At 55.5% G+C, this 24,813-nt stretch carries 27 protein-coding genes and 1 tRNA gene; 24 read left to right on the top strand and 4 right to left on the bottom strand.

From position 1 onward, the window contains the following. Positions 1-897 precede the first annotated feature (897 nt). Both QN399_RS15600 and QN399_RS15595 read left to right on the top strand, forming a co-directional pair. Entirely contained in the window at positions 898-1,329 is a 432-nt protein-coding gene (locus QN399_RS15600; RefSeq protein ID WP_322182771.1) for an HIT domain-containing protein, read from the top strand. Continuing rightward, positions 1,326-1,532, top strand: coding sequence for a SlyX family protein (locus QN399_RS15595; RefSeq protein ID WP_219061294.1), 207 nt, complete (start codon positions 1,326-1,328; stop codon positions 1,530-1,532). The genes QN399_RS15600 and QN399_RS15595 overlap by 4 nt, the downstream gene beginning before the upstream one ends. 74 nt (positions 1,533-1,606) lie before the next feature. On the opposite strand, the gene QN399_RS15590 is transcribed toward QN399_RS15595, so the two are convergent. Next, positions 1,607-2,212, bottom strand: coding sequence for a cold-shock protein (locus tag QN399_RS15590; RefSeq protein ID WP_219061295.1), 606 nt, complete (start codon positions 2,210-2,212; stop codon positions 1,607-1,609). 1,259 nt (positions 2,213-3,471) lie between these two features. On the opposite strand from QN399_RS15590, the gene QN399_RS15585 reads away from it, so the two are divergent. The 17 genes from QN399_RS15585 (at position 3,472) to nadA (ending at position 17,532) form a co-directional block, all read left to right on the top strand. Next, positions 3,472-3,819 (top strand): ribbon-helix-helix domain-containing protein, encoded by a 348-nt coding sequence (locus QN399_RS15585; RefSeq protein WP_330201166.1) that lies wholly within the window; start codon positions 3,472-3,474, stop codon positions 3,817-3,819. Positions 3,820-4,057: 238 nt separating this feature from the next. Continuing rightward, on the top strand, positions 4,058-5,833 hold the full coding sequence (gene aspS, locus QN399_RS15580; protein ID WP_322180387.1) for an aspartate--tRNA ligase: 1,776 nt from the start codon (positions 4,058-4,060) through the stop codon (positions 5,831-5,833). 123 nt (positions 5,834-5,956) lie between these two features. Next, the gene (locus tag QN399_RS15575) at positions 5,957-6,703 is read left to right on the top strand and encodes a YebC/PmpR family DNA-binding transcriptional regulator (protein ID WP_322180385.1); all 747 of its coding nucleotides are present in this window, start codon (positions 5,957-5,959) and stop codon (positions 6,701-6,703) included. A gap of 128 nt (positions 6,704-6,831) precedes the next feature. Next, complete coding sequence (gene ruvC, locus QN399_RS15570; RefSeq protein ID WP_219064268.1) at positions 6,832-7,356, top strand: crossover junction endodeoxyribonuclease RuvC; 525 nt, start codon at positions 6,832-6,834, stop codon at positions 7,354-7,356. A 115-nt stretch (positions 7,357-7,471) separates the two neighbouring features. Next, positions 7,472-8,080, top strand: a complete 609-nt coding sequence (ruvA, locus tag QN399_RS15565; RefSeq protein ID WP_322180383.1) for a Holliday junction branch migration protein RuvA — start codon at positions 7,472-7,474, stop codon at positions 8,078-8,080. Then, entirely contained in the window at positions 8,081-9,136 is a 1,056-nt protein-coding gene (gene ruvB, locus QN399_RS15560) for a Holliday junction branch migration DNA helicase RuvB (protein WP_322180382.1), read from the top strand. 140 nt (positions 9,137-9,276) lie between these two features. Next, positions 9,277-9,744, top strand: coding sequence for a tol-pal system-associated acyl-CoA thioesterase (gene ybgC / locus QN399_RS15555; RefSeq protein WP_322180381.1), 468 nt, complete (start codon positions 9,277-9,279; stop codon positions 9,742-9,744). Beyond that, complete coding sequence (gene tolQ / locus QN399_RS15550) at positions 9,734-10,429, top strand: protein TolQ (RefSeq protein WP_219064264.1); 696 nt, start codon at positions 9,734-9,736, stop codon at positions 10,427-10,429. The genes ybgC and tolQ overlap by 11 nt, the downstream gene beginning before the upstream one ends. A gap of 23 nt (positions 10,430-10,452) precedes the next feature. After that, the gene (gene tolR, locus QN399_RS15545; protein WP_219064274.1) at positions 10,453-10,908 is read left to right on the top strand and encodes a protein TolR; all 456 of its coding nucleotides are present in this window, start codon (positions 10,453-10,455) and stop codon (positions 10,906-10,908) included. Then, positions 10,908-11,999, top strand: coding sequence for a cell envelope integrity protein TolA (tolA, locus tag QN399_RS15540; RefSeq protein WP_322180363.1), 1,092 nt, complete (start codon positions 10,908-10,910; stop codon positions 11,997-11,999). The genes tolR and tolA overlap by 1 nt, the downstream gene beginning before the upstream one ends. A 47-nt stretch (positions 12,000-12,046) precedes the next feature. Beyond that, positions 12,047-13,297, top strand: a complete 1,251-nt coding sequence (tolB, locus tag QN399_RS15535; RefSeq protein ID WP_322180362.1) for a Tol-Pal system beta propeller repeat protein TolB — start codon at positions 12,047-12,049, stop codon at positions 13,295-13,297. Between the two features lie 52 nt (positions 13,298-13,349). Continuing rightward, complete coding sequence (gene pal, locus QN399_RS15530; RefSeq protein ID WP_322180361.1) at positions 13,350-13,850, top strand: peptidoglycan-associated lipoprotein Pal; 501 nt, start codon at positions 13,350-13,352, stop codon at positions 13,848-13,850. Between the two features lie 6 nt (positions 13,851-13,856). After that, on the top strand, positions 13,857-14,684 hold the full coding sequence (ybgF, locus tag QN399_RS15525; protein WP_322215332.1) for a tol-pal system protein YbgF: 828 nt from the start codon (positions 13,857-13,859) through the stop codon (positions 14,682-14,684). 190 nt (positions 14,685-14,874) lie between these two features. After that, entirely contained in the window at positions 14,875-15,522 is a 648-nt protein-coding gene (queE, locus tag QN399_RS15520) for a 7-carboxy-7-deazaguanine synthase QueE (RefSeq protein WP_322180359.1), read from the top strand. A gap of 16 nt (positions 15,523-15,538) precedes the next feature. Beyond that, a complete protein-coding gene (gene queC / locus QN399_RS15515; RefSeq protein WP_322217727.1) occupies positions 15,539-16,213 on the top strand; it encodes a 7-cyano-7-deazaguanine synthase QueC in 675 nt (224 codons plus the stop codon). A 58-nt stretch (positions 16,214-16,271) separates the two neighbouring features. Then, a tRNA-Lys gene (locus QN399_RS15510) sits at positions 16,272-16,347 on the top strand. A 126-nt stretch (positions 16,348-16,473) separates the two neighbouring features. Continuing rightward, positions 16,474-17,532 (top strand): quinolinate synthase NadA, encoded by a 1,059-nt coding sequence (gene nadA, locus QN399_RS15505; protein WP_322180355.1) that lies wholly within the window; start codon positions 16,474-16,476, stop codon positions 17,530-17,532. A gap of 80 nt (positions 17,533-17,612) precedes the next feature. Here nadA and QN399_RS15500 read toward each other — a convergent pair whose 3' ends face one another. Continuing rightward, positions 17,613-19,046 (bottom strand): M48 family metalloprotease, encoded by a 1,434-nt coding sequence (locus QN399_RS15500; RefSeq protein ID WP_322180353.1) that lies wholly within the window; start codon positions 19,044-19,046, stop codon positions 17,613-17,615. A gap of 153 nt (positions 19,047-19,199) precedes the next feature. On the opposite strand from QN399_RS15500, the gene QN399_RS15495 reads away from it, so the two are divergent. Continuing rightward, positions 19,200-19,451, top strand: a complete 252-nt coding sequence (locus QN399_RS15495; protein WP_322180351.1) for a sulfurtransferase TusA family protein — start codon at positions 19,200-19,202, stop codon at positions 19,449-19,451. A gap of 66 nt (positions 19,452-19,517) precedes the next feature. After that, complete coding sequence (locus QN399_RS15490; protein WP_322180349.1) at positions 19,518-20,588, top strand: AI-2E family transporter; 1,071 nt, start codon at positions 19,518-19,520, stop codon at positions 20,586-20,588. 67 nt (positions 20,589-20,655) lie between these two features. On the opposite strand, the gene QN399_RS15485 is transcribed toward QN399_RS15490, so the two are convergent. Both QN399_RS15485 and QN399_RS15480 read right to left on the bottom strand, forming a co-directional pair. Beyond that, positions 20,656-21,129, bottom strand: a complete 474-nt coding sequence (locus QN399_RS15485; protein ID WP_322180347.1) for a peroxiredoxin — start codon at positions 21,127-21,129, stop codon at positions 20,656-20,658. Positions 21,130-21,139: 10 nt separating this feature from the next. Beyond that, the gene (locus QN399_RS15480; protein ID WP_322180345.1) at positions 21,140-21,703 is read right to left on the bottom strand and encodes a glycine cleavage system protein R; all 564 of its coding nucleotides are present in this window, start codon (positions 21,701-21,703) and stop codon (positions 21,140-21,142) included. A 326-nt stretch (positions 21,704-22,029) separates the two neighbouring features. Here QN399_RS15480 and dapA point away from each other — a divergent pair, with 326 nt between their 5' ends. The 3 genes from dapA to QN399_RS15465 are packed head-to-tail and all read left to right on the top strand — an operon-like array spanning position 22,030 to position 24,800. Further along, entirely contained in the window at positions 22,030-22,908 is an 879-nt protein-coding gene (dapA, locus tag QN399_RS15475) for a 4-hydroxy-tetrahydrodipicolinate synthase (RefSeq protein WP_322180343.1), read from the top strand. 17 nt (positions 22,909-22,925) lie between these two features. After that, positions 22,926-24,041, top strand: a complete 1,116-nt coding sequence (gene bamC / locus QN399_RS15470) for an outer membrane protein assembly factor BamC (RefSeq protein ID WP_322180341.1) — start codon at positions 22,926-22,928, stop codon at positions 24,039-24,041. Continuing rightward, on the top strand, positions 24,042-24,800 hold the full coding sequence (locus QN399_RS15465; protein ID WP_322180339.1) for an MBL fold metallo-hydrolase: 759 nt from the start codon (positions 24,042-24,044) through the stop codon (positions 24,798-24,800). Positions 24,801-24,813: the final 13 nt, after the last annotated feature.

Genomic DNA, 24,813 nt, shown 5'->3' with positions numbered 1-24,813 from the left:
ATATCACGCTGACCATGTTGGCGATAGTTACAAACCTATCCTTTCGGCATCTTTACGGTGGTGTCGCAAATGTAGGTTGTCCATGTCGCAATTGTGTAGCTCCTGCTATCAAACCCCACAACTACGGCGTTATTTTTGAGGGCTTAAGCATAGGTGAAAACAGTCTATGCACAGCCGCTCAAACACTCCCTTGATAATGCTCTGCCGTTTTATTCATCTCCGGATGTGTCTGCTGGGTAGTAAGCACATCGGCGGACTCTAGTGTGTGACAAAGCAACAACCGTGCACAAAGATCAAAAACGATGACATTTTTTTCACAAAACATCATTCTTTAGCCCTATTTTTCAGATAACAGATTGATTTATATAGGTATTTATCTATACTTTTTGAGGCGAGAAACCTGAGAATTGCTTGGTAATCCGCTGGGAATCTAAAAAACGTTACCGGTCAGTCTGGCGGGGTGGGTAGATTCAGGATGGCTGGTACTGGGTTGAAAGGAAAAGTGAGTCTTTTTGGTGCACTGTGTTACGAGTGTGCTTGATGTCAGGTCCTTGAAGTCGACTATAAGGCATTAGGCACGGCAGTTTCGCTGTCCTTTTGTTGCCGAAAAATGACCAGGCAGCATTTTTTGGGCTGTCTGGTTGGAAACTGATCTACATTCAAGGAGCGGTATCAGGCGTTGCCGCGAGGGACGCGGTGTGCCAAATCAGTGCAGATGGCAGCTGCGCATGCCCTGCGGATGTCTGTCAGGGTTTTTGGTCGATGGCTCAGTGTGTCCAGGTTGAGGGTGGACAGTGAATGACTACACATTCCCGCGTATCCTGCGAGGTATTGCTGGATGACTCCGCGGTTCGGGGCGTCGAGTTAAAAACCAACCAGTTGATCAGGAGTTTTGCGGTGTTCGTTTTAGATCCGCGTCTTGCGCAAGATACTGTGCCCCTTGGCGATTTCCCCTTGTGTCGTTTGCTGCTATCCAATGATTCGAATTACCCATGGTTCATTCTTGTGCCGCGTCGTGCGGGCATCAGTGAATTGTTCCAGCTGAACGCGGCGGATCAGTTGCAACTGTGGCAGGAGACTACTGCGCTCTCGCAAGCACTCAGTGATGCATTCAATGCAGACAAGCTGAATGTCGCGGCATTGGGGAATATCGTTAGCCAGCTACATATGCACGTTATCGTTCGTTATCAGAAAGATGCAGCGTGGCCCGCGCCTATTTGGGGTAAGCATCCGGCACAGCCTTATACTAGCCAACAACTGTCCGACCTCCGCGATCGTCTACAGTCGGTATTGACAGACAATTTCCATTTCGAGGAGGAACACGCATGAGCCTTGAGCAGCGTATTAACGAGTTGGAAAGTCGATTGGCCTTCCAGGACGACACGATTCAGTCGCTCAATGATGTCCTGGTCACTCAGCAGCGTGTGGTCGAGCGCTTGCAGTTGCAGATGGCTGCACTGCTTAAGCGTCAGGAAGAAGCCGGCAATCAGTTCGATACGTTCGAGGAGGAGGCGCCCCCTCCGCATTACTGATTTTTTCTGGTCGATAAAAAACCCGCGATCTCGTAAAGAGAGGCGGGTTTTCTTTTTTTGGGGCGGGAGAGATTTTAGCGGCGTGGTAGTGCCGCAATTACGTCTTCGGCTTGCAGGCCTTTATCGCGATTCATCACTGAGAACTCGACGCGCTGGCCTTCGACCAGTACGCGATGGCCTTCGCCCCGAATAGCGCGGAAGTGGACGAAAATATCATCGCCGGAGTCGCGGGAAATGAAGCCAAACCCTTTGGAGGTGTTGAACCACTTGACGGTCCCGGTATCGCGGTTGGTCATGTCGTGGCTTTGTGCCGCAGGCGAAGGTGACGATTGATAGAAGCTGACGGCCAAATGCAGCAGCACTGCAATAAGGACACTGATCAGGCTGACAATGATCGCCGGTTGGCCAGCAATGGTTTGCAGTGGAACAAGCAGGGTCAAGGTTTGAAGGATGACGGCAAGCACGAGAAGACCGCTGACCAGATTTTGCAGTTGATGACGAGGGCCTCTGTTCCAGTAAGGGATTACGGGGGCAAGTAACAGGTTGAGCAAGCCGAAAAGCGCCAGGTAAAGCGCATCGGGTTGCAGGAGGTAAGAAGACAGGGCTTCACTACGCAGGCTAGGGATGAAGGAAAGGAGCAGGGCTGCTGCGCCTGTTAGCAAGTGGACGATTTTCAACATTTTAATAAACTCACATTAAGACGGATCACGAGGAAATAGCTGATTGCGCCCGGTACGCTTCTGAATAATAGGAGGCGTAATGCACGAACGGCGAGTCAGCCTATGTGCTACAGCCAAGCGGCACGTCAGTAGCGACACGCGTCTATTTAACAGCAAAGCCGAGGGCTACTCAAATCAACCGCTTAGCGCTGCTTGGGTCCTGATGCTCAGGTGGTTTGATGTGGGGCGGTGGTTTGCGTGCCGATACCTGGTTTAGAGCGGTCGCCATCAGGATCGTGCTGGATGGCAGCCGGTTCGCTCCAGAAAGCGAGACTGCTGTTCGTCGGTTTGCCTGTGACGCCACCCTTCCAGCAACAATTTTTCGGGGTTTGTGGTCTCTCGCGAGAAAAAGTTTTTTTGATTGTAGGACGTCAGGCCGGTGGGAGGCTGCGCTGTGCGGATTCTCTTTGTAGCGCAGTCCTGCATCGGGTTGGTAGAACCATCCTATAAATAAAAGGGGCAAAACATGGTCGACGATATCGGCAGTGGCGAAGAAGATCGTCAATTGATTAAGGACAGTCTTTCTTGTTCACTGTCAGAAGCGTATGTGATTTATTTTAAAGCCCATAACGGTTATTAATACATCGGATTTGCGGTGTTTTGTCTTCTGTATGTGGTGTTGAAAGGACGGTGCAATGAGCGGCGCTGAGCCTCTTCCAGCGGGTCGATAAAGTGAGTAATGAATCGGTCGCTGACGTGTTGGATTAGTGCCTGTTCGACACGCGAAATTCGCAAGAATACGTCGTTCGCTACTTGCAATTAAGTCATGGAGATTTGTAACTGGCGCTGCTGGCGTTATTAACATGCACTTGCGTGGTGTGCCCGTTCCTTCTTCGTTGTCGGTCTACAGTCGAGCCTAAGAAGAATTGAGGCTTCGAGCGTGCGGTCCCGACGCCGACAGCTCGCTGTGCGTTGCTCTCCCTTGCTTTCGTTGCCTTCGGCTCGAGAAAGTCGTGTGCGGGAGAATAGCTATTTATCCTGTTTTTCGGGGTTATGCAGATCAATGATCTGAATCGTTAAGGGGAGGCGTCGCGCAGGGTGTCGGTTGGCGAGTTAACTGCGCTCGATAATCCTCACTGAAATGCAGTGATGTCCTACAGGCTTGGTGTGTTTGTTCTGCTGGCTAGAAATATCTAATTGGCTTTACATAAAGGTGGTTCTTATATTTATTGATGTCCAGCTTATGTGTATTAGATGGACGGCGCGTGAAGGAGGCTGTAATGATTCGGGGCAGTGGGCGTACGCAACAAGATTCTGGCCGCTACGGGAAAATACAAGACGATCCCTTTGTTGAGGATTTTAATATGAACCTTGCGCGTCCTCATTCGAGGTCGGTTCGCTTAAATGGGTTGGCGACATGTTTGCGCCTGGAGGAAGTGTATTGGGGTATTTTGGCTGATATTGCCCGCTCCAACAGTTGCTCGGTCAATGCAGTCCTGTCTTATGTCGATCGAGAAGTGCATCTACGCCATGGCGGTGTGAAAAATTTCAGCGGGCTGATTCGCGTGGTGTGCGTCGCTCATTTGCAAAAAAACGATGCGACAGCGCTTTCCTCTGTCATGGCGTGACCTTGTCCGGGCGATCGTGGGCTGCAGGCAGGGCTCTCGTCAGGTGGAAAGACACATATGTTGACGTGATCAGGTCGGGCGGCTGCACAGTGTCCATTAACCCTATATAATCCACCGCCTTACTACGTGGCGCAGGCCGGACGGGTTGAACTGCACGCCAAGGTTCTTGCACTATTGAGCGCAAGCGAAGGGCGAGAGCTCCACCGAATTTCGAATTACGAGAAGTGAAAACACCATCATGATGCGCAGCCATTATTGCGGCCAGCTGAACGAGAGCCTGGAAGGTCAGGAAATTACCCTTTGCGGATGGGTCCACCGTCGTCGTGATCATGGCGGGGTCATTTTCCTCGATATCCGTGATCGTGAAGGCTTGGCTCAGGTGGTGTTCGACCCTGATCGCGCTGACACCTTTGCTGCCGCCGACCGCGTGCGCAGCGAATACGTGGTCAAGATCACCGGTAAGGTGCGCGCACGTCCTGCTGGCGCAGTTAATGCGAACATGGCGTCCGGCGGTATCGAAGTGCTGGGCTATGAGCTCGAAGTGCTGAACGAGTCGGAAACACCGCCGTTCCCGCTGAACGAGTTCTCCGACGTTGGTGAAGAAACGCGCCTGCGTTATCGCTTCATCGATCTGCGTCGTCCGGAAATGGCGGAAAAGCTGCGCTTGCGTTCGCGCATCACCACCAGCATCCGTCGCTATCTGGATGAAAACGGCTTTCTCGATGTCGAGACGCCGATCCTTACCCGTGCTACACCGGAAGGCGCTCGCGACTATCTGGTACCGAGTCGTACCCACCCAGGCAGTTTCTTTGCCTTGCCGCAATCCCCGCAGCTATTCAAGCAGTTGCTGATGGTCGCTGGCTTCGATCGTTACTACCAGATCGCCAAGTGCTTCCGCGATGAAGACCTGCGTGCTGACCGCCAGCCGGAATTCACCCAGATCGACATCGAGACCAGCTTCCTGAATGAAGCAGACATCATCGGTATCACCGAGAAGATGATTCGTCAGCTGTTCAAGGAAGTGCTGGACCTGGAGTTCGGCGACTTTCCGCACATGACGTTCGCAGAAGCCATGCGTCGTTATGGCTCCGACAAGCCGGACCTGCGTAACCCGCTGGAACTGGTCGATGTTGCCGATCAGCTCAACGCCGTAGAGTTCAAGGTGTTCAGCGGTCCAGCCAACGATCCTAAAGGTCGTGTCGCAGCCCTGCGTGTACCGGGTGCCGCGAGCATGCCGCGCAGTCAGATCGACGAATACACCAAGTTCGTCAGCATCTACGGCGCTAAAGGCCTGGCTTACATCAAGGTCAACGAGCGCGCCAAGGGCGCCGAAGGCCTGCAGTCTCCAATCGTCAAGTTCATCCCTGAGGAAAACCTCAAGGTGATTCTGGACCGTGTGGGTGCCGTCGATGGCGACATCGTGTTCTTCGGCGCAGACAAATCCAAGATCGTCAGTGAAGCCTTGGGCGCATTGCGGATCAAGGTCGGTAACGACCTGAAGCTGCACACGTGCGAGTGGGCACCGATGTGGGTTGTCGACTTCCCGATGTTCGAAGAGAACGATGACGGCAGCTTCAGCGCGCTGCATCACCCGTTCACTGCACCCAAATGCAGCCCTGAAGAGCTTGAGGCCAACCCGGCTACGGCATTGTCCCGTGCTTACGACATGGTCCTTAACGGTACCGAGTTGGGCGGGGGGTCGATCCGTATCCACCGCAAGGAGATGCAGCAAGCGGTCTTCCGTCTGCTGGGTATCGAAGCAGACGAACAGCAAGAGAAGTTTGGCTTCCTGCTCGACGCTCTGAAGTTCGGCGCGCCACCGCACGGTGGTTTGGCTTTCGGTCTGGACCGTCTGGTGATGTTGATGACCGGCGCTCAATCGATCCGTGAAGTGATTGCGTTCCCGAAAACCCAGAGCGCTGCCGATGTCATGACCCAGGCCCCAGGCGTGGTTGATGCCAAGGCATTGCGCGAGCTGCACATCCGTTTGCGCGAGCAGCCCAAGGCTGAATGACGCTGAGCAGGGCGCATCATCTTGATGATGCGCCCTGGGTCGGGTCCTGATTTTGTTGAAGCTTTTTGCTCGTGTTCATTGGGCGAAAGGTGAGTGTGTTTCAAAAAGAATTCGGAGCGAGTTATGGCAGGTCATTCTAAGTGGGCGAACATCAAGCACCGCAAAGAGCGTCAGGATGCCAAGAAAGGCAAGATTTTCACCAAGTGGATTCGCGAACTGACTGTCGCTGCCCGTCAAGGTGGGGGTGATCCGGGGTCGAACCCGCGTCTGCGTCTGGCATTGGACAAGGCGCTTGGTGCGAACATGACGCGCGACACGATCGATCGTGCCGTGGCGCGAGGTGCTGGCGCTGCCGAAGGTGATGATGTCGAAGAGCTCGGTTACGAAGGCTATGGTCCGGGTGGTGTGGCCGTCATGGTCGAAACCATGACTGACAATCGCAACCGCACTGCCGCAGCTGTTCGCCACGCGTTCACAAAATGCGGCGGCAACCTGGGCACTGATGGTTCGGTGGCTTATCTGTTTGATCGTAAAGGGCAGATTTCATTCGCGCCTGGCGTTGATGAAGACGCGCTTATGGAAGCCGCGATGGAAGCGGATGCCGATGATGTGGTCACCCATGAGGATGGCTCCATTGATGTGTTCACTTCCTTCTCGGGGTTCTATGCCGTGCGGAATGCGCTGGAGGCTGCCGGTTTCAAGGCACTCGACGCGGAAATCGTCATGTTGCCGACGACCAGCGCTGTACTCGATCTGGAAACGGCTGAAAAGGTACTCAAGCTGATCGACATGCTCGAGGACCTGGATGACGTGCAAAACGTCTATTCCAATGCGGAAATTCCGGACGAGGTCATGGAACAGCTCGGCTGATAGGTGCCTGTCAGTTCTGGATTTGAGGCCGGAGGTACGAAGCCGTGATACTCACGCGCTATCGGCCTCCGGCTTCTGCCTTTATGCTGCGTTCAATTGTGTGCGTCACTTATTAAGCTGCAGGCGTTATGACTCTTATTCTTGGTATCGACCCCGGTTCGCGAATCACCGGCTATGGCGTGGTGCGGGACACCGGTCGCGGCTGTGTGTACGTGGCCTCGGGCTGTATTCGCACCGGCAGCGGTCTGCTGCACGAGCGTTTGCAGATTGTGTATCGCGGTGTACGTGAGGTCATTCAGACGTACGGTCCCGTGACCATGGGTATCGAGAAAGTGTTTATGGCGCGTAACGCCGATTCCGCGCTCAAGCTGGGTCAGGCGCGTGGCGCGGCCATTGTTGCCGGTGCTGAAGAGAGTCTGGAGATCGCCGAGTACACCGCGACCCAGGTCAAGCAGGCGGTGGCCGGGACCGGTGGCGCCAATAAAGAGCAGGTAATGATGATGGTCATGCATTTGCTCAAACTGACGACGAAACCTCAGATCGACGCCTCCGACGCCCTGGCTATCGCACTGTGTCATGCACATACGCGTTCGAGCCTGATACCGCACGGCTTGAATACCGCACGCAGTCGCGGCGGGCGGCTGCGTCTCTGATAGCATCATCGGCTCAAACTTTTTAGCTTGCAGGTCTTCTCACTCCTGTAATGATTGCGACCATTATTTGTGCCAACGTCATGCTTATGACGGGCCACGAGAAAGGATCTGATACGTGATTGGACGGTTACGCGGCTTCTTGGCTGAAAAACATCCGCCGCACCTGGTACTGGATGTCAACGGCGTCGGCTATGAGCTGGAAGTGCCCATGACGACTCTGTATCGGCTGCCCCATGTTGGCGAACCGGTGACCTTGCACACCCATCTGGTGGTTCGTGAGGACGCGCACCTGCTTTACGGTTTCTTCGAAAAGCGCGAGCGTGAACTGTTTCGTGAGCTGATTCGCCTCAATGGTGTCGGTCCGAAACTGGCATTGGCGCTGATGTCCGGCTTGGAAGTGGATGAGCTGGTTCGCTGCGTTCAGGCTCAGGACACCTCGGCCTTGACCCGGATTCCGGGCGTCGGCAAGAAAACCGCCGAGCGTTTGCTGGTCGAGCTCAAGGATCGTTTCAAAGCGTGGGAATCCTTGCCGGGCACCTTTACCCTAGTTTCAAACGGGCCTAACGCCGAGCCACTGGTGGCGACGGCCGAAGCCGATGCGGTCAGTGCGCTGATTTCCCTGGGTTACAAACCTCAGGAAGCCAGCAAGGCGGTATCTGCGATCAAGGAAAAAGATTTGAGCAGTGAAGATCTGATTCGACGTGCTTTGAAAGGAATGGCTTAAGTGCTCGACGCTGACCGTTTGATAACCTCCACAGGCCGTGATCGTGATGAGCAGCTGGATCGTGCAATCCGTCCATTAAGCCTGGCCGATTACATTGGCCAGCCCACCGTGCGCGAGCAAATGGAGTTGTTCATCCAGGCTGCGCGTGGACGTAGCGAAGCGTTGGATCACACCTTGATTTTCGGCCCGCCGGGTCTGGGCAAGACCACTCTGGCGCATATTATTGCCCAGGAGATGTCGGTCTCCATCAAGAGTACCTCGGGGCCGGTGCTTGAGCGTCCCGGTGATTTGGCGGCGATATTGACCAATCTCGAGCCCAACGATGTGCTGTTCATCGACGAGATTCATCGGCTCTCGCCCATTGTCGAAGAAGTGTTGTACCCGGCGATGGAAGATTTTCAGCTCGACATCATGATCGGCGAAGGTCCTGCTGCGCGTTCGATCAAGCTCGATTTGCCACCGTTTACGCTGGTGGGGGCCACCACGCGTGCGGGCATGTTGACCAACCCGCTGCGTGATCGCTTCGGCATTGTTCAGCGTCTGGAGTTCTATAACACTGCTGATCTGGCGACCATCGTCATGCGCTCTGCCGGTATTTTGGGGCTGCCTATCGAGCCCGAGGGTGCCTTTGAGATTGCCCGTCGTGCTCGGGGTACGCCGCGTATCGCCAACCGCTTGCTGCGTCGTGTGCGTGACTTCGCAGAAGTGCGTGCCACCGGTCATATCACCAAGCCGATTGCCGATCTGGCGCTGAACCTGCTGGATATCGATGAGCGTGGTTTCGACCACCAGGATCGACGTCTATTGCTGACGATGATCGAGAAGTTCGATGGCGGCCCGGTGGGTGTCGACAGCCTCGCTGCAGCGATCAGTGAAGAACGGCACACAATTGAAGACGTACTCGAGCCCTATTTGATCCAGCAAGGCTATATCATGCGTACCCCTCGTGGACGTGTCGTTACCCGGCACGCCTACCTGCACTTTGGTTTGAACATCCCGTCACGGATGGGGGACATGCCAGTCGCCAGCGATTTTGTCGACGAAGGGGGCGAATAATTAAAACTATCAAGGCACCGATTTATTCGGGGTTTTGGTGGTCTGACAGGCTGATGTGCGGTTCTGGTCGGCAATTAGCTGAAAAACAATGAAAAACAGTCGCCTGGCGGATTGGCAACCTGAGGAGTAAGCACTAGAGTATGCGCGCGCAAAACGGGGTTCAGTCGTTCGCACATCGCTGTCGCGTTTATTACGAGGACACCGATGCTGGCGGCATCGTTTACTACGTCAACTATTTGAAGTTCATGGAGCGGGCTCGAACCGAGCGACTGCGGGAGTTGGGCTTTGCTCAGTCGGAGCTTGCAGGGGAGAACTTGTTGTTCGTCGTGCATTCCAGCGAGGCGCGCTATCACAAGCCGGCGCGATTGGACGACGAGCTATTGATAAGCGCTGACGTCATTGAATTGAACCGCGCCAGCCTGCGATTTCGGCAGCAGGTCAGGCGGGCTGCGGATGAAACACTGCTCTGCGAGGGGCAGTTTCTGGTGGCGTGTGTACGCGCCGATAGTTTGAAACCCCGGGCCATTCCCGAAGCTTTGCGTGCGGCCTTTGCCGGCCAGAGCGGCGCGGGTACACATTTAGAGCAGGAGATAAAGCGTGGAAGCTAACGTCGTCGACCATTCCTCCATGTGGAGTATGGTCAGCAATGCCAGCATCGTTGTTCAGTTGGTCATGCTGATCCTGGTGGGTGCCTCAATCACCTCGTGGGTCGTGATTTTTCAGCGCGGCAATATGCTGCGCGCAGCTCGTCGTGCACTGGAGAGCTTTGAAGAGCGTTTCTGGTCGGGTATTGATCTGTCCAAACTCTACCGTCAGGCCGGGAGCAATCCAGACCCTGACTCAGGCGTTGAGCAAATCTTTCGCGCCGGTTTCAAGGAGTTCTCCCGTCTGCGTCAGCAGCCAGGTGTCGATCCTGATGCGGTCATGGAAGGCGTGGCTCGAGCCATGCGCGTGGCCATTTCCCGTGAGGAAGAGAAGCTGGAGCAGGGCCTGCCCTTTCTTGCGACTGTCGGCTCCACCAGCCCCTACATCGGTTTGTTCGGTACAGTATGGGGGATCATGAATTCCTTCCGTGGTCTGGCGACCGTCCAGCAAGCCACCCTGGCGACTGTTGCACCGGGTATTTCCGAAGCCCTGGTCGCAACCGCTATTGGTCTATTCGCCGCTATCCCGGCAGTAATCGCCTACAACCGTTTTGCCGCTCGCGGTGAACTGTTGATCAGCCGTTACTACACGTTCGCCGATGAGTTCCAGGCGATCCTGCACCGTAAAGTGCACACCAGCGAAGAGTGAGCAGGTAATTCCCAATGGCTTTAATCGCTCGAGTTCGCCGCAAACGCCGCAAGCCGGTTGCCGAAATGAACGTGGTGCCTTACATCGACGTGATGTTGGTGTTGCTGGTCATTTTCATGGTCACCGCGCCGATGCTCAATCAGGGCGTGAAAGTCGACCTGCCCAAAGTCTCCAGTGAGGCCTTGCCGCAGGACAACAACACTCAGGTTCTGACTATTTCGATCAAGGCTGACAAGACCTATTACTGGAACCTTGGCAGTGAAGTCGATACCGATAAACAGATGGACAAAGCCATGACGTTGCCCCAGATGACCAGCGCGGTGACCAAAATCATCAGCGCCGGTCGTGAAAGCGGCAAGCAGACCCAGGTCTTTATCCGTGGTGACAAAACCGTTGATTATGGCTCTGTAATGGGCGCAATGGGCGGGCTGCAGAAAGCAGGGGTCGGTAATGTTGGCTTGATTACCGAGGCGCCCTGATGCACCAACAGCGAGAGCCGTCCGCCTCGGAAAGCTACTTCTGGCCCAGCGTCTGGGCTGTGGCCCTGCACATCCTGATATTTGGCATGCTCTTTGTCAGCTTTGCCATGACCCCGGATCTGCCGGAAGCCAGGCCTATCGTTCAGGCGACCCTGTATCAGTTGAAGTCTAAAAGCCAGGCAACGACCCAGACCAATCAGAAAATTGCCGGTGAGGCGAAGAAAACGGCTGCCCGGCAAACTGAAGTCGAGCAACTGGAAACGAAAAAAATCGAGCAGCTAAAACAGGAAGCTGTAAAAGCTGCGGAACAAAAGAAAGAAGAGGCGGCTCAAAAAGCCGAAGAGAAAAAGGCTGAGGACGCGCAGAAAGCAGAGCAGAAGGCTGATGAGGCCAAGAAAGCCGATGATGCCAAGAAAGCTGACGAAGCCAAAAAGACCGCTGATGCTAAAAAGGTCGAAGAAAAAAAATTGGCTGATATAGCCAAGAAGAAAGCCGAAGAAGACGCGAAGAAAAAGGCCGAAGAAGACGCGAAGAAAGCCGCGGCTGAAGAAGCCAAGAAGCAGGCTGCCGATGACGCGAAGAAGAAAGTCGCGGAAGACGCTAAGAAAAAAGCCGCTGACGACGCGAAGAAAAAAGCCACCGACGACGCCAAGAAAAAAGCGACTGCCGATGCTGCCAAAAAGGCAACAGAAGCCGCGCGTAAATCTGCTGAAGACAAGAAGGCGCAAGCCTTGGCTGAATTGCTCTCCGATAAAACGGAACGGCAGCAGGCGTTGGCAGATGAACAGGGCGATGAAACTGCGGGCAGCTTTGATGATCTGATTCGTGCGCGTGCTGCTGAAGGCTGGGCTCGCCCACCGTCGGCGCGCAAGGGCATGAAAGTGGTGCTGCAGATCAATATGTTGCCGGATGGTACGGTGACATCGGTCAGTGTTTCCAAGTCCAGTGGCGATGCGTCTTACGACAGTTCGGCCGTGGCTGCTGTTAAAAACATTGGTCGTTTGACCGAAATGCAGGGTATGAAGCCAGCCGATTTCCAACCCTATCGCTCATTCAAGATGACATTCACACCAGAGGATCTAGCTCCGTGATTAACATCCTTCGAGGACTGCTTGTCGTTCTTTGCTGTGCAGCGGGAATGGTCGCTGCAGAAGAAAAGAACATCATGGTCACCAGTGGTAGTGACCGTGCCACTCCGATTGCCGTTGTGCCTTTTGGCTGGCAGGGCGGTAACGTCTTGCCCGAGGACATGTCGGAAATCATCAGCAATGACCTGCGTAACTCGGGCTATTACTCACCGATTCCAAAGCAGAACATGATCAGCTTGCCGACCTCGGCCAGCGAGGTCATCTATCGCGATTGGAAGGCGCTCGGTGCGCAGTACTTGATGGTAGGCAGCATCGTTCCTGCGGGCGGTCGTCTGCAGATCCAGTACGCACTGTTCAATGTCGCGACCGAGCAGCAAGTGTTGACGGGTAACGTCTCTGGCACGACCGATCAGTTGCGCGACATGGCGCACTTCATCGCCGACCAGTCGTTCGAGAAACTCACCGGTATCAAGGGTGCTTTCTCGACGCGCATGCTGTACGTCACCGCCGAGCGTTTCTCCGAAAACAATACGCGCTTCACTCTGCAGCGTTCGGATTATGACGGTGCGCGGGCAGTGACTCTGTTGCAGTCGCGTGAACCGATTCTGTCGCCGCGTTTCGCTCCAGATGGCAAGCGTATCGCCTATGTGTCGTTCGAACAGAAGCGTCCGCGTATTTTCGTCCAGCATATCGATACGGGTCGCCGTGAACAAATCACCAACTTCGAAGGCCTCAATGGCGCGCCTGCGTGGTCTCCGGACGGTAGCAAGTTGGCGTTCGTGCTTTCCAAAGACGGCAACCCGGAAATTTACGTGATGAACCTGGCCTCGCGTCAATTGAGTCGCGTGACCAATGACGGGGCGATCGACACCGAACCGTTCTTCGGCAAGGATGGTTCGACGATCTACTTCACGTCCGACCGTGGTGGCAAGCCACAGGTATACAAAACCAGCATCAACGGCGGCGGTGCCGAGCGTGTGACCTTTATAGGTAACTACAACGCCAACCCTAAACTGTCGGCCGATGAAAAGACGTTGGTAATGATTCATCGTCAGGATGGCTTCACAAACTTCAAGGTAGCAGTGCAGGATTTGCAGCGCGGTACAGTAAAAATCCTCACAGATAGCAACCTTGATGAGTCGCCTACTGTCGCACCCAACGGCACCATGGTAATCTACGCCACCCGCCAGCAGGGCCGGGGAGTCTTGATGCTCGTGTCCATTAATGGACGCGTAAGGCTCCCGCTTCCTACCGCTCAAGGCGAAGTCAGAGAACCTTCCTGGTCCCCTTACCTGAACTGACGCGGCGCTACACGTTTTACTTAACACACTGGGGTTCATTAGGAGTTTCAAGATGGAAATGCTGAAGTTTGGTAAATTTGCTGCGCTGGCTCTGGCCATGGCTGTAGCTGTAGGTTGCTCGTCCAAAGGCGGCGATAATGCCGGTACAGGCGCTGCTGTAGATCCAAACGCTGGTTACGGCGCTAACACTGGCGCTGTTGATGGCAGCCTGAGCGAAGAAGCTGCTCTGCGCGCAATCACCACCTTCTACTTCGAATACGATAGCTCGGACCTGAAGCCAGAAGCCATGCGCGCTCTGGATGTTCACGCTAAAGACCTGAAAGCCAATGGCGCTCGCGTCGTTCTGGAAGGCAACACCGACGAACGTGGTACTCGTGAGTACAACATGGCACTGGGCGAGCGTCGTGCGAAAGCCGTTCAGCGTTACCTGGTACTGCAAGGTGTTTCCCCAGCTCAGCTGGAATTGGTTTCCTATGGCGAAGAGCGTCCAGTTGCTACCGGCAACGACGAGCAGTCCTGGGCTCAAAACCGTCGCGTCGAACTGCGTAAGTAATTTGACATGCGAACGTGCCGTCGTGCTTTAGCCGTTTTGACTCTCACCCTTCCGCTTTTTGCGTGGGGTGCGGTTCCTGTGGTAGATGACAATTCTGGCTCTGGTAGCAGCAGTTATCCGCCAGCGGGTTATGGCACGTCCGGCGCCTATGCCGGGGGAGGGGTTACGGCCCCTGCCTCGGCACAGGGTCAGCTGTTCATGCAGTTGCAACAAATGCAGGACGAAATCGCGCGGTTGCGCGGTACTGTCGAGGTTCAGCAAAACGATATCCAGCGCATGAAGCAGGAAGCACTGGAGCGTTATCAGGAACTCGATCAGCGCATTAGCGCTGGAGCTGGAGCTGGCGGTGCGCCCGCAGCAGCTACCAATAATTCTCAAGCCAGCGGCGATATAAATGCCGGTGGTACGCCTGCGGCGCCTGCAAGTCAGGCTCCTGCGGCAAATGCGGAACCGGGTGATCCGGCGAAGGAAAAGGTCTATTACGACGCTGCCTTCGATCTGATCAAGGCCAAGGATTTCGACAAAGCCAGTCAGGCGTTCGCGGCTTTCCTGCGCAAATACCCGAACAGCCAATATGCGGGCAACGCCCAGTACTGGTTGGGCGAAGTGAACTTGGCCAAAGGTGATCTGCAAGGTGCCGGTCAAGCCTTCGCCAAGGTCAGTCAGCTGTACCCCAAGCATGCCAAAGTCCCGGACTCGCTCTATAAGCTTGCAGATGTTGAGCGTCGTCTCGGTCATACCGATAAGGTAAAAGGCATTTTGCAGCAGGTTGTCTCCCAATATCCGGGTACGTCGGCTGCACAGTTGGCTCAGCGGGATCTGCAACGCATGTGATATGCGTATCGTCAGAGGTCACTGACACCTGTTCTGTTAAAGAAAGCCGCGCTTGTCGCGGCTTTCTTGTTAGAATTCCGCACCCGAAATTCCGGCAATACATTCGCTTCCCTGAATCATGCGCATGCAGGTTCCTTGAAGTGCCTAACGGAGGCGGACGGCCTGTTTAGCTGTTACGCCCGTGGCTCATATGCAAGACACATTACGAATCACCGAAGTTTTTTACTCGCTGCAGGGTGAAACGCGCACTGCGGGCTTGCCCACTGTTTTTGTGCGTCTTACTGGCTGCCCGTTGCGTTGTCAGTATTGCGACAGCGCCTACGCGTTCAGTGGCGGCAGCATTCAGACCCTCGATGCGATCCTCGAACAAGTAGCCGCTTACCGTCCGCGCTATGTATGCGTGACGGGTGGTGAACCCTTGGCCCAGCCCAATGCAATCCCTCTGCTCAAGCGTCTGTGTGACGCCGGCTATGAAGTGTCACTGGAAACCAGTGGCGCTCTGGATATCTCGGCGGTCGATCCGCGTGTCAGTCGTGTTGTCGATCTGAAAACACCGGGCTCCAAAGAGGTCGGGCGCAATCGTTATGAGAACATCGAGCTGTTGACGCCCAACGATCAGGTCAAGTTTGTGCTCTGTTCCCGAGAAGACTACGACTGGGCGGTGTCCAAGCTGATTCAGTACGGCCTGGACCGGCGAGCCGGCGAGGTATTGTTCTCTCCGAGCCATCATGAGTTGAAAGCGCGGGACCTGGCTGACTGGATCGTGGCGGACAACCTGCCGGTACGCTTGCAAATGCAGCTGCATAAACTCCTCTGGGACGATGAGCCGGGACGCTGATATGAGTGAATTACAGATGACTGAGAAAAGAGCAGTAATTCTATTGTCCGGTGGCCTGGACTCGGCCACCGTGGTAGCGGTGGCGCTTGCTGATGGCTACACCTGCTACACCATGAGTTTCGACTACGGTCAGCGTCACCGTGCCGAGCTGGATGCAGCAGCGCGCGTCGCTCGCGATCTGGGTGTGGTTGAGCACAAGGTTGTCGGTCTTGATCTGAACGGTATCGGGGGGTCCGCGTTGACGGACAGCTCCATCGCCGTGCCTGAATCCCCTGGCGAAGGTATCCCGGTGACTTACGTGCCAGCACGTAATACGGTTTTTCTTTCGCTGGCACTCGGTTGGGCTGAAGTGTTGGGCGCGCGGGATATCTTTATCGGCGTCAACGCAGTGGATTATTCCGGTTATCCAGACTGCCGTCCCGAGTTTATCGAAGCATTTGAGCGCCTGGCCAATTTAGCAACCAAGGCGGGCGTGGAAGGGCAGGGCTTCACTATTCGAGCGCCACTGCAAAACTTGAGCAAGGCCGACATCGTCAAGGCTGGCATGCGTCTGGGCGTCGATTACGGGCTCACTGTTTCCTGCTATCAGGCCGATGATCAGGGCCGTGCATGCGGCAAATGTGACAGCTGCCGCCTGCGCGCAGAGGGCTTTGTAGCGGCTGGTGTAACCGACCCAACGCGTTATTTTTGATTTAAATTCAGATAGGTGTTGAATTAATCATAGAAATCAGTAATATACGCACCACGTCGGGTCGTTAGCTCAGTTGGTAGAGCAGTTGGCTTTTAACCAATTGGTCGTAGGTTCGAATCCCACACGACCCACCATTTTTTATGTCGACGTATTTATAAAGCTGGAAGGCCCATGAAAATGAGGATTTCCGGCTTTTTTTTTGCGTCTTTTTCAGGTGTACACTCGATATCCGCGCACAAGCGCATTGAGGTCCAGCGAACATGACGCAGATTTCAGAACGGCTTCTGGTCCAGGCCCATCTAGATGCCAAGCAGCCGAAAGTACTGAGCGTTGAAGAAGAGGCTTTTTACCGTGCCGCGATTGCTGCCGAGTTGAAAGCGCAAGACGCGGTGCTGGTTGCCCACTACTACTGTGACCCCGTTATCCAGGCTCTGGCTGAAGAGACCGGCGGCTGCGTGTCCGACTCGCTGGAGATGGCGCGTTTCAGTAACCAGCATTCGGCGAAAACCGTGCTGGTCGCAGGTGTGCGCTTCATGGGCGAGACGGCAAAAATCCTCAATCCGGAAAAGCGTGTGCTGATGCCGACGCTGGAAGCTACGTGCTCCCTGGATCTGGGTTGCCCGGTCGATGAGTTCTCGGCGTTCTGCGATCAGCACCCCGAGCGCACTGTGGTGGTGTATGCCAATACGTCGGCTGCGGTCAAAGCCCGTGCAGACTGGGTAGTGACCTCGAGTTGTGCGTTGGAAATTGTCGAAAGCCTGATGGATAACGGCGAAAAGATCATTTGGGCGCCAGACAAGCATCTGGGGCGTTATATTCAACGGGAAACCGGTGCCGACATGCTGCTATGGGACGGTGCTTGCATCGTTCACGAAGAGTTCAAATCCAAGCAGCTGGCCGACATGAAAGCGCTGTATCCGGAGGCCGCGATTTTGGTCCACCCCGAATCGCCGGAGGCCGTGATCGATTTGGCTGATGCCGTCGGTTCGACAAGCCAGTTGATCAAAGCCGCGCAAACGTTGCCGAACAAAATGTTTATCGTTGCGACTGATCGCGGCATTTTCTACAAGATGCAGCAGTTGTGCCCCGACAAAGTTTTTGTCGAAGCGCCAACGGCCGGTGAGGGTGCTGCGTGCCGCAGTTGCGCGCATTGCCCCTGGATGGCGATGAACACCCTTGAGCGCACCTTGCAGTGTCTCCGCGAAGGCTCTAACGAGGTTTTCGTCGACCCCGCATTGATTCCGCGTGCCTTGAAGCCTCTGCAGCGCATGCTGGACTTCACGCATGCAGCACGCTTGAAGCTGTCTGGTAATGCCTGATCCTGAGTCAGGACAAGTCAGAGTGCAAAAAAAAGCCCGACCATTGAGTCGGGCTTTTTGAATCGGGCAGAAAATCGTACCTAGTTCATCATTTCCTTGAGCATCCGCTCCTGTTCGATCAACTCCTTTTGCCGGGCGTCGATGCGCGACGCTAGCTGGAAGTTGTTGTTCGAGCGACGCTTGGCGAACTCCAGTTGCTGCAGGGCCTGCTTGTAATCGCCAGTCAGTGCGAAAAATTCTGCGCGTGCCTGGCTCGAGCCAACCATGTCGCCGGACAGGCCGCGTGTGTCTGCAACGAGGTTCCAGATGTCAGGGTCAGCAGGGCGCGCCTTCAATAACACTTCAAGCGCTTTTCCGGCATCGGCAGGGTGGTTTTGCTTGAGCAGCAAATCAACGTGAACCTGATTCAGCGGATAGTTGTCCTGGTACAGCGCCAGCATCCGGTCAGCCCGCTGTTTGGCGTCGGCCATTCGATTATTTGTGACGTCCAGATCAATCTGCGCCAGGTTGTAGGTAATGTCGTTCGGGTCTTTAGCCAATAGCGGCTTGAGATTTTCCCGCGCCTCGTTGAGTTGGCCTGCTTTGATCTGGGCAATCGCCAGGCCGTAGCGTGCGGCCTCGGATTTTGGATTTTCGTCGAGCTGGGCGCGGAAACGTTTTGCAGCGATCCCTGGCGTCTCTTCATAGAAAAGCGCAACGCGCGCTCGCATCAGTTGATAGCGAAGGCTGTCTTCTTTGCCGCCGGTTTTTTCCTGTTCGGCACGGTTGCGGGTGTCGGCAATACGCGATTCTGTGACCGGGTGAGTCAGCAGAAATTCGGGCGGTTTGGCATCGAAGCGGTACTGTCGCATCAGTCGTTCGAACATGCTCGGCATCGCGCGAGGGTCATAACCGGCCTTTTGCAGATTGATGATGCCGATGCGGTCGGCCTCTTGCTCGTTTTGCCGCGAGAAGCGCTGCTGCTCCTGGATTGCTGCCGCCTGCGAGCCCATGATCGTTGCGATGCCTGCGTCACCCGCGCCTGCGGCTGCGATAACAATCCCTGCGAGCATGGCGGCAAGGACAGGAACCTGCATGTGTTGTTGTGCTTCGATGCCGCGAGCGAAGTGCCGTTGAGACAAGTGAGCCAGTTCGTGGGCCAGTACCGCAGCATACTCGGCTTCGGACTGGGCATTGAGGAATAATCCGCCGTTGACCCCGACAATTCCGCCTGGCGCGGCAAATGCGTTCAGCTCCCGACTATTGATCAGGATGAATTCCAGGCGTCGATCCTGCAGTTGACTGGTTTCGGCGAGTCGATAGACCGTTGTCTCGACGAAATCCTTAAGCTGTGGGTCGGACAGTTGCGGGACCTGGCCGCGCAGCAGGCTCAGCCATGCGCGGCCCAGTTGATGTTCTTGTTGTGGAGAGACGATGGCAGAGCTGGCGTCGCCGAGTGACGGCAGGTCGTCGGCGAAACTCGGCGAGGCGAGCAGGCACGCGAGCGTCAACAAGGTAGGGCGCAAAAATTTCATGCACAGAGCTCTAGGCAATCAAAGAACCCTTACTGTAGCTGGCTCAATGGCTTGCTGACCAGAGTGGGGTATTCTTGCAATTGTGTACGAAACATCCGTCGTCGTTATTTGACGGCCATAACGCGATCCGATGTGCCTGTCTGGAGAGAAACAATGTCTGACGCTGTAGAGCGGCCCGAGGCCTGTGACGCTGAACTCGACGCCAGTGGGCTGAATTGTCCGCTGCCGCTGCTCAAGGCCAAGCTGGAGCTTAATCGCCTGGCCAGTGGCGCGATCCTTAAAGTCACCGCGACTGATGCCGGTTCTCAGCGCGATTTCCGAACTTTTGCCCGGCTTGCAGGCCATACCTTGCTCCGCGAGGAGGTTGAAGTCGGGGTTTATCGCTACTGGTTACGTAAAGCCTGATGATTCCCGCAGTCAAATCGTTGTGCGATTGATTGTTACCCATGATGACTGCCTGAAGGATTCTTGATGTTCAAAGTGCTACGCGACTGGATGCAGCGCTACTTCTCCGATGAGGAGGCTGTGGTGTTGGCGGTATTGTTATTTGTGGCGTTCACGGCCGTTCTGACGCTCGGCGGCATGCTTGCGCCGGTGTTGGCGGGGATGGTGCTGGCATTTCTGATGCAGGGCGTGGTCAACTTTCTGGTGCGTCTGCGCGTGCCGGAACTGTTCGCTGTCGGGCTGGTATTCGCGTTGTTCATGGGCGTGCTGCTGGTGTTTTTGTTGGTGTTGGTGCCGTTGCTCTGGCATCAATTGATCACCCTGTTCAATGAGTTGCCGGGCATGCTCGCCAAGTGGCAATCGCTGCTGCTGTTGCTGCCAGAGCGTTATCCTCATCTGGTCTCGGATGAACAGGTGCTCCAGGCTATCGAGGTTGCGCGCGGTGAAATCGGCAAGTTCGGTCAGTGGGCGCTGACATTCTCGCTTTCTAGCCTGCCTTTGTTGGTCAACATCATGATCTACCTGGTATTGGTGCCGATCCTGGTGTTCTTCTTCCTCAAAGATCGCAACATGATCGGAAGCTGGTTTCGTGGTTATCTGCCGCGTGAACGGGCCCTCATTACCCGAGTGGCTCAGGAAATGAACAGGCAGATCGCCAATTACATTCGCGGCAAGGTGATCGAGATATTCGTCTGCGGAGGTGTCACGTACATAGCGTTCGTCGCGCTGGGGCTCAATTATGCGGCCTTGTTGGCGATGTTGGTGGGTGTGTCGGTGGTGGTGCCCTATGTCGGTGCGGTGGTGGTTACAGTACCGGTCGCGTTAATCGCCTTGTTCCAATGGGGTTGGAGTGATCAGTTCATTTACCTGATGACGGCCTACGGCGTGATCCAGACGCTTGATGGCAATGTGCTGGTGCCGCTGCTGTTTTCCGAGGCGGTCAATCTGCACCCGGTCGCGATCATCTGCGCCGTGTTGCTGTTTGGCGGGCTGTGGGGCTTCTGGGGCGTGTTCTTTGCGATTCCGCTGGCTACCCTGTTCAAGGCTGTGATCGATGCCTGGCCGCGCAAAGAGCCTACTGTGTCGCCGCTGTTGTAAGGGGGCGGTGACGCTTTCGCTGCAAGCTACTTCAATGTGTGCTGGCAGCGAATGTCTTCTGCGGCAATCAGCTGTTATTCAACCGTTGGGCTTGTTCAAGCACCGCAGCTACATGGCCAGGTACTTTCACGCCGCGCCACTCTTGGCGTAGTACGCCGTCTTTGTCGATCAAAAACGTACTGCGATCTACACCAAGGTATTCTTTGCCGTAGAGTTTTTTCAGTTTGATCACATCGAACAGTCGGCACAGGGTTTCGTCCTTGTCCGAAATCAATTCGAACGAGAACGCCTGCTTGAGCTTGAAGTTCTCATGAGATTTCAAGCTGTCGCGTGAGACGCCGAACACCACGGTGTTGGCCGCTTCGAACGCGGCGTGCTGATCACGAAACCCCTGACCCTCTGTGGTGCAGCCCGGCGTACTGTCTTTGGGGTAAAAATAAATCACCACCTGCTGGCCCTTGAGCCCGGCCAGACTGATGGTCTGTCCGCTGGTGGCCTGCGCCTGAAAGTCGGCGACAGGTTGGTCTAGGGCGACGGCCATTAGTGTTTCCTTACATGGGAGCTTGTGGGCGCCAAGGTTCGATCAGCGCATCGAGATTCAATGCATCGGCGAAATCGAGGAACTGATCACGCAACCAGCTGATCTGGATACCGGCAGGCAATGTGACGGTGAAGGTCGCATTGAGCATGGTGCCGCCTGTCTGAGGCGCCTGATACGTATCGCAGATGAGATTTTCCAGTTCGACGTTATGGTCGATGAAAAACTGGCAAAGCTCATTAATGATATCCGGGCGATAGACCGAGCTGACGTAAGCCACATAAGGCAGGGCCTCAGGACGGGTTTCGAGGCTGGCGCTACGCACGACGCTGACGGTGAAGGCGTGTTTCTTCGACAGGCTGGACAGGGTCGTTTCCAGGCGAGCCAATGCATCCCAGTTGCCTGAAACCTGAAGAATCAGCGCGCTGCATTCGCCGTGACGAGTCAGACGTGAACTCACCACTGAGCAGCGGTTTTCATGACTGGCGCGGCACAGCACGTTGGTCAGCTCCATTGGGTTTGCGCCAAGGGCACTGATGACAAGGAATTGTTCGCGAACTGTGGGGATGGACGACATGCAACATTCCTAAGCGATGAGCGGTCAGTACATACGTTGGCTTGCACGGCCGATTCGACAGCCTCTTCGCCCCTAACCTCGACCCGAGCCCCGACGCTGCTTGCCCTCATGGCAAAGCCATGGGGGGTTGCGACCACGCTGGAGCATGGGTTCTGGCGGCAAAATCGACTGATTGAATGCGCTTCGCAGGTGACCAGTACCGACCAAAGACAGAAGGGTAGCGAAAAGCATCGCTCAGGGGAATGCTCGTAGCATGGTACTTCGCTTGTACAAGGCTGATGGCGCCAGTACCATTACCGCTCTCTTTTTCCGGCAGGAGCGGTTGCATGATTGCGGGCAGTATGGTGGCACTGGTCACACCCATGGATGCAAATGGTCGTCTCGACTGGGACAGCCTGAGCAAACTGGTGGACTTCCACCTGCAAGAGGGCACCAACGCCATTGTGGCGGTCGGCACCACTGGTGAGTCGGCCACACTCGACGTCAGCGAGCACATCGAAGTGATTCGTCGCGTGGTAGCCCAGGTTGCAGGGCGTATCCCGGTCATAGCGGGTACAGGCGCGAACTCCACTCGCGAAGCGGTCGAGCTGACCAATAATGCGAAAAACGCTGGCGCCGACGCGTGCCTGCTGGTAACGCCTTATTACAATAAACCGACGCAAGAAGGGCTGTATCAGCACTTCAAGTTCATCGCCGAAGCGGTCGACATCCCGCAGATCCTTTACAACGTCCCAGGCCGTACGGCGTGCGACATGCTGGCGGACACCGCCGTGCGCTTGTCCACAGTGCCGAACATCATCGGCATCAAGGAAGCCACAGGCGATCTGCAGCGCGCCAAAGACATCCTTGCACGCGTCAGTAGCGACTTTCTGGTGTACTCCGGTGATGACGCCACGGCGGTCGAACTGATGTTGTTGGGCGGTAAAGGCAATATCTCGGTGACCGCTAACGTGGCTCCGCGTGCCATGAGTGATTTGTGTGCGGCGGCCATGCGTGGCGATGCAGTCACGGCGCGGGCGATTCACGAAAAACTGATGCCGCTCAATAAAACCCTGTTTATTGAGTCCAACCCTATTCCCGTGAAATGGGCGCTGCATGAGATGGGCTTGATACCAGACGGTATTCGTCTGCCGCTCACCTGGCTCAGCGAGCCTTGCCACGAACCGCTGCGTCAGGCCCTGCGCCAGTCCGGCGTATTGGTTTAATGAGGAAGTATTACGCAATGAAGCGAATGGCCGGACTTTCTGCACTTGCCTTGATTATCTCCAGCACCAGCGGTTGCGGTTGGCTGTGGGGTCAAGATGGTTACTTCCGTGATCGCGGCAGTGATTATCTGGAGGCGTCCCAAACGGCGCCCATGCAATTGCCACCTGATCTCGCCGCCGCCAAGCGTCTGGACCCACTGCTGCCGATTCCGCGTAACGTGGCTGACGACACTGCCAAGGGCGAATATGTAGTCCCTCGTCCGCAGGCTTTGTCTGTTGCTGCCGATTCCAGCGATTTCAGCCTGCAAAAAAGCGGTGACTCTCGCTGGATTCTGGCTCAGCGTGCGCCTGCCGAAGTCTGGCCGGTAGCGCATCAGTATTTCGAAGACAACGGTTTCCGCATTGCCGAAGATCGTCCGCAGACGGGTGAATTCAACACCACCTGGCAGCGTATCGACGAACTTTCCGCCACGATGGCCAAGCGCCTGACTGCCAGCGGTGCGTCCACCGATTCGGAAACGCGTGTACGTGTTCGTATCGAGCCAGGCGTGCAGCGCAATACCAGTGAAATCTACGTCGTAAGCGTTGATCGTCCTGCCGGCAGCACTGCCAATACAGATTTTCCGGCGCGTACCACCAATCTGGGCCTCGATTCTGCTCTGACCGATGACATGCTTGCCAGCATGAGCCGTAGCGCCGCGAAGGGTGGCTCTATTTCCCTGCTGGCCGCACGTGACTTTGATACGCCGAACCGCGTGGCGTTGAGCGTAGACGGCAGCGGTAACCCGGTACTCAACCTCGGTGCCGATCTGGACCGTGCATGGTCGAGTGTCGGCCGTGCGCTGGATCATGGCGAGTGGCGTGTGGAAGACATCAACCGTAGTCTGGGTCTTTACTACATCAACCTGGCAGAGAAGGCACAGAAGCCTGAAAACGAGCCTGGTTTCTTTGGTCGCCTGTTAGGTAGCAAACCGGCGAAGGAAGAAATCGAAGCCCGTGCCGAGCGTTATCAGGTCCGCTTGAGCAAAGTGGGTGACAACGTGCAGGTTACTGTCGAGAAGAACATCAGTACCGTAGCGCCTGCCGATGTAGCGCGCCGCATATTGGGTGTCATTCAAGATAACCTCGGTTAAGTGCGCTTTGCTGTTCTAGGCAGCGGCAGCCGAGGGAACGGCACGCTGGTAGCGAGTAACGACACATATGTGCTGGTGGATTGCGGTTTCTCCTTGCGAGAAACCGAGCGACGTCTGGCTCGTCTGGGTGTTAGTCCCCATCAGTTGAGTGCCATTCTGGTGACCCACGAACATGCCGATCATGTGCATGGCGTGGGTTTGCTGTCGCGGCGCTACAATTTACCGGTGTACCTCAGCACTGGCACCCTTCGCGGGATGCGTAAACCTGTAGAAGCCGCAGGGTTTCTGTCAGGCGGTCAGGGCTTGCAGCTGGGGGCGTTGCACATCAATGTGGTGTCGGTTGCCCACGACGCACTTGAGCCGACTCAGTTTGTGTTCAGTAACGGTCAGCGTCGATTTGGTCTGCTGACCGACCTTGGCTCTTACTGCGCCTCGGTGCTACAGAGCTATCACGGCCTGGACGCTTTGATGATCGAAGCCAACCACTGCCGCGATATGCTGGCCAGAGGTCGTTACCCGTATTTTTTGAAAGAACGGGTCGGCGGCGAACTGGGACATTTGAACAATCATCAGGCCGCCAACCTGGTGAGCGAATTGGGATGGCAGGATTTACAGCACCTGGTGCTGGCCCATCTCAGCAGCAAGAACAACCTGCCGCAGCTGGCCCGGCAATGTTTTGTCGACACCCTTGGGTGCGATCCGGACTGGCTGCAAGTGGCCGATCAAGATTCAGGGCTCGACTGGCGATATATCGCCTAGTGTCCCAAACGGG

The organism is Pseudomonas sp. 10C3 (genome assembly GCF_036346185.1).
Taxonomy (GTDB): domain Bacteria; phylum Pseudomonadota; class Gammaproteobacteria; order Pseudomonadales; family Pseudomonadaceae; genus Aquipseudomonas.
This window is presented reverse-complemented; position numbering and strand designations above follow the sequence as displayed.

Excerpts from the sequence above, each read along its gene's own strand:
- ybgC (WP_322180381.1), top strand. The coding sequence starts at position 9,277 with ATGCGCGCGCAAAACGGGGTTCAGTCGTTCGCACATCGCTGTCGCGTT.
- QN399_RS15500 (WP_322180353.1), bottom strand. The coding sequence starts at position 19,046 with ATGAAATTTTTGCGCCCTACCTTGTTGACGCTCGCGTGCCTGCTCGCC.
- QN399_RS15595 (WP_219061294.1), top strand. The coding sequence starts at position 1,326 with ATGAGCCTTGAGCAGCGTATTAACGAGTTGGAAAGTCGATTGGCCTTC.
- bamC (WP_322180341.1), top strand. The coding sequence starts at position 22,926 with ATGAAGCGAATGGCCGGACTTTCTGCACTTGCCTTGATTATCTCCAGC.
- QN399_RS15585 (WP_330201166.1), top strand. The coding sequence starts at position 3,472 with ATGATTCGGGGCAGTGGGCGTACGCAACAAGATTCTGGCCGCTACGGG.
- QN399_RS15490 (WP_322180349.1), top strand. The coding sequence starts at position 19,518 with ATGTTCAAAGTGCTACGCGACTGGATGCAGCGCTACTTCTCCGATGAG.
- tolB (WP_322180362.1), top strand. The coding sequence starts at position 12,047 with ATGGTCGCTGCAGAAGAAAAGAACATCATGGTCACCAGTGGTAGTGAC.
- QN399_RS15590 (WP_219061295.1), bottom strand. The coding sequence starts at position 2,212 with ATGTTGAAAATCGTCCACTTGCTAACAGGCGCAGCAGCCCTGCTCCTT.
- pal (WP_322180361.1), top strand. The coding sequence starts at position 13,350 with ATGGAAATGCTGAAGTTTGGTAAATTTGCTGCGCTGGCTCTGGCCATG.
- ybgF (WP_322215332.1), top strand. The coding sequence starts at position 13,857 with ATGCGAACGTGCCGTCGTGCTTTAGCCGTTTTGACTCTCACCCTTCCG.
- queE (WP_322180359.1), top strand. The coding sequence starts at position 14,875 with ATGCAAGACACATTACGAATCACCGAAGTTTTTTACTCGCTGCAGGGT.
- QN399_RS15485 (WP_322180347.1), bottom strand. The coding sequence starts at position 21,129 with ATGGCCGTCGCCCTAGACCAACCTGTCGCCGACTTTCAGGCGCAGGCC.
- queC (WP_322217727.1), top strand. The coding sequence starts at position 15,539 with ATGACTGAGAAAAGAGCAGTAATTCTATTGTCCGGTGGCCTGGACTCG.
- QN399_RS15575 (WP_322180385.1), top strand. The coding sequence starts at position 5,957 with ATGGCAGGTCATTCTAAGTGGGCGAACATCAAGCACCGCAAAGAGCGT.
- nadA (WP_322180355.1), top strand. The coding sequence starts at position 16,474 with ATGACGCAGATTTCAGAACGGCTTCTGGTCCAGGCCCATCTAGATGCC.
- ruvC (WP_219064268.1), top strand. The coding sequence starts at position 6,832 with ATGACTCTTATTCTTGGTATCGACCCCGGTTCGCGAATCACCGGCTAT.
- QN399_RS15480 (WP_322180345.1), bottom strand. The coding sequence starts at position 21,703 with ATGTCGTCCATCCCCACAGTTCGCGAACAATTCCTTGTCATCAGTGCC.
- aspS (WP_322180387.1), top strand. The coding sequence starts at position 4,058 with ATGATGCGCAGCCATTATTGCGGCCAGCTGAACGAGAGCCTGGAAGGT.
- tolA (WP_322180363.1), top strand. The coding sequence starts at position 10,908 with ATGCACCAACAGCGAGAGCCGTCCGCCTCGGAAAGCTACTTCTGGCCC.
- QN399_RS15495 (WP_322180351.1), top strand. The coding sequence starts at position 19,200 with ATGTCTGACGCTGTAGAGCGGCCCGAGGCCTGTGACGCTGAACTCGAC.
- dapA (WP_322180343.1), top strand. The coding sequence starts at position 22,030 with ATGATTGCGGGCAGTATGGTGGCACTGGTCACACCCATGGATGCAAAT.